Below are 2475 nucleotides of genomic sequence, written 5' to 3' on the forward strand. Positions count from 1 at the left end.
TCACCGGCTTGCTGGAAGGCAGGCGGGTGGGCGACAAATTTCACCGTGCCAACGGGGACGTGACCCAAGCGGATTTCAACGCTGCCCGGAATGTGAAACACCGGCTCCATGACCCGGCTATTGCCCGGTTCATGCCGCACCGCGAGGTGCTGCGGATTCTGCAATCACGTTCCTCCGGCGCAACTGAGCGTCAAGAGGCTTCAGTTGGTCGGCGCAAGCCGCGTCAACGAAGTGCGGATAAATCCATTGCTCTACTTTGAGCAAGTTTTTTGGAACAGCTGAATCAGGATTTCCTTGGAGTCGCTGATGCTGAGGCCTGCATCGAGGCCCTGATTCAGCGCGCCGTTGAGGCTGGGCATCTCCCCCGTCGCAGTAAAGGCCGCGATCGGCGCGATGGCTTGCTGTCTGGCAGACAACACTTGTTCTGTCATCATCATCATTGTTTCCTCTTTAGGAAAAAGCGCTACAGGGCTGGCAGCTAGGCACCATGTCGCTGTCGCGCCCATGGTTGCCAATAAGGCCGCGTTCGCGACCTGCCTGCCAAGCGGCCACCGAATGCGCGAGGGGTTGGGCATCGCCGTCGTTCCCCAGCCAGTTCACGTGGTTACTTAAGCCAGGTCGGCGCAGTATTGCTCGGCACTCACCTGTTCCTGCCAAGTAACTGCGGAACCTTCCAGAGCTTCCTGAATGGCTATATGCGTCATTGCCGTGGTTGGTGACGCGCCATGCCAGTGCTTTTCCCCGGGAGCAATCCACACCACATCGCCGGGGTGAATGGCCTGGGGAGCCTCACCCCATTTCTGCACGAAACCGCTGCCCGCCGTGACGATGAGAGTTTGTCCCAGCGGGTGGGTATGCCAAGCGGTGCGAGCGCCTGGCTCGAAGGTCACGGATCCCCCGCTGGTGCGGGCCGGTTCTTGCGGGGAAAAGGCGGGTCGACCCTTACCGTGCCGATAAACCAGTCTTGCGGACCTTTAACAGAGGGGGTGCTGCCATTACGTTGAATCTTCATGATGCTTTCCTTTCTGCAGCCTTGGTCGGCCTATCTTGCAGCTGACGTTAGTGTAGAAAGTAACGATTTGCCTGAGAAGACTGTAAAATGTGCACACACTTGTGCATTCAATTCACCAATGAAAAAAGAAAACCTGAACGACCTTCGGGCGTTTGTGGTGGTAGCCAGAGAGCGTAGCTTTACGCGTGCCGCGGCGCAGTTGGGCTTGTCACGCTCAGCACTGAGCCATGCGATGCTCGTGCTGGAGGAGCGCCTGGGCGTGCGGCTGCTGACGCGCACGACCCGCAGCGTCTCAACGACAGAGGCGGGCGCGCGCTTGCTGAGTACCTTGCTCCCCCGGCTGGATGAAATCGATGCGGAACTGGCCTCTCTCAGCTCCCTGCGGGACAACCCTGCGGGAACGGTGCGCATCACAGCGCACGACCATGCGATCGTGACGACGCTGTGGCCTCGGCTTCTACCATTACTTCGTGAATACCCTGATGTGCAGGTTGAGTTCAGCGTGGACTATGCACTCACCGACATTGCGGCTCAGCGCTTTGATGCCGGCGTACGTTCAGGGGACCGGATAGACAAGGACATGATCGCCGTGCGGATCGGCCCGGATCTGCACATGGCAGTAGCAGGGTCACCGGAATACCTGAGTGGCAAACGGATGCCAGTGATTCCGCGTGACCTTACCGATCACCAGTGCATCAATCTGCGTCTGCCTACTCATGGCGGCTTATTCGCTTGGGAATTCGAGAAAGATGGCCTGCAGGTCAATGTGCGTGTGCACGGTCAGACCGTCTTCAACAATACCTTCCTAATGCTGCAGGCGGCGCTGGATGGCATGGGACTGGCGTATGTTCCGCTCGATCTGATGCAACCCCACATAGAGGCGGGACGGCTCATCCCAGTGCTGCAGGAATGGTGGCCAAAATTTCCAGGCTATCACCTGTACTACGCCAACCGCCGACAGATTTCACCAGCACTAGCGTTAGTGATCGAGGCGCTGCGATATCGCTTACCAAGCTGAGTTATCTCCGCTCGCATAAAGCGACAGGTACTCCAATAGCCAAGCACTCACTCTCGGTTCGTAATGGTTAAAAGTGAAGCACTCGTAGCTTGTCGATACCAAAATGGCAGCTTCCATATTTGATGCTCTTTAGTACTAAGCTTTGCAAAAGTATTGTCACTGGCAGGCATATTGGCACTCAGGCTGGCGGAAGAACGATTTCACCAGCCCGGGTAGCTTTTGGATTCGACGCAAGGCGCCGATTGCTAGCCGCTTCATTTCCTCATGGTTTTGCACCAGACGCTTTGATACCTGGCGCTTCACGTGCGCCCAGACCTGCTCGTCCGGATTCAGTTGCGGCGAGTAAGGCGGCAAGTAGAACAGGTTGAGCTTGCCTTCCAAGCTCTCCACATAGTCCCTGACCAGCTTCGCCTTGTGGATCGGATGGCCATCGACGATCACAAAC

The 2475-nt window shown here is 57.2% G+C and carries 6 protein-coding genes; 2 read left to right on the plus strand and 4 right to left on the minus strand.

Annotation, left to right across the window (positions count from 1 at the left end; genetic code table 11):
• A partial coding sequence (locus tag QU481_RS23610) for a hypothetical protein (protein ID WP_289832382.1) occupies positions 1 to 260 on the plus strand: 260 nt, incomplete at its 5' end.
• On the opposite strand, the gene QU481_RS23615 is transcribed toward QU481_RS23610, so the two are convergent.
• The 3 genes from QU481_RS23615 to QU481_RS23625 all read right to left on the minus strand — a co-directional run bounded on the left by QU481_RS23615 (position 252) and on the right by QU481_RS23625 (position 1012).
• Positions 252 to 440, minus strand: coding sequence for a hypothetical protein (locus QU481_RS23615; protein ID WP_289832383.1), 189 nt, complete (start codon positions 438 to 440; stop codon positions 252 to 254). The two genes, QU481_RS23610 and QU481_RS23615, sit on opposite strands and share 9 nt — an antisense overlap.
• Before the next feature lie 168 nt (positions 441 to 608).
• Positions 609 to 890, minus strand: coding sequence for a (R)-mandelonitrile lyase (locus QU481_RS23620; RefSeq protein ID WP_289832384.1), 282 nt, complete (start codon positions 888 to 890; stop codon positions 609 to 611).
• The gene (locus QU481_RS23625) at positions 887 to 1012 is read right to left on the minus strand and encodes a hypothetical protein (protein WP_289832385.1); all 126 of its coding nucleotides are present in this window, start codon (positions 1010 to 1012) and stop codon (positions 887 to 889) included. The genes QU481_RS23620 and QU481_RS23625 overlap by 4 nt, the downstream gene beginning before the upstream one ends.
• Between QU481_RS23625 and QU481_RS23630 the strand changes: the two genes are divergently transcribed.
• The gene (locus QU481_RS23630) at positions 1011 to 2030 is read left to right on the plus strand and encodes a LysR family transcriptional regulator (protein ID WP_289832386.1); all 1020 of its coding nucleotides are present in this window, start codon (positions 1011 to 1013) and stop codon (positions 2028 to 2030) included. The two genes, QU481_RS23625 and QU481_RS23630, sit on opposite strands and share 2 nt — an antisense overlap.
• A 156-nt stretch (positions 2031 to 2186) precedes the next feature.
• Here QU481_RS23630 and QU481_RS23635 read toward each other — a convergent pair.
• Positions 2187 to 2475 (minus strand): transposase (locus QU481_RS23635; protein ID WP_289828758.1); only part of this gene is annotated, 289 nt, incomplete at its 5' end.

The sequence above is a fragment of the Crenobacter oryzisoli genome (assembly GCF_030385785.1).
Classification (GTDB): domain Bacteria; phylum Pseudomonadota; class Gammaproteobacteria; order Burkholderiales; family Chromobacteriaceae; genus Crenobacter_A; species Crenobacter_A oryzisoli.

What these genes read in the sequence shown, in the direction of transcription:
- QU481_RS23615 (WP_289832383.1), bottom strand. Translation starts at nt 440, where the DNA reads ATGATGATGATGACAGAACAAGTGTTGTCTGCCAGACAGCAAGCCATC.
- QU481_RS23625 (WP_289832385.1), bottom strand. Translation starts at nt 1,012, where the DNA reads ATGAAGATTCAACGTAATGGCAGCACCCCCTCTGTTAAAGGTCCGCAA.
- QU481_RS23630 (WP_289832386.1), top strand. Translation starts at nt 1,011, where the DNA reads ATGATGCTTTCCTTTCTGCAGCCTTGGTCGGCCTATCTTGCAGCTGAC.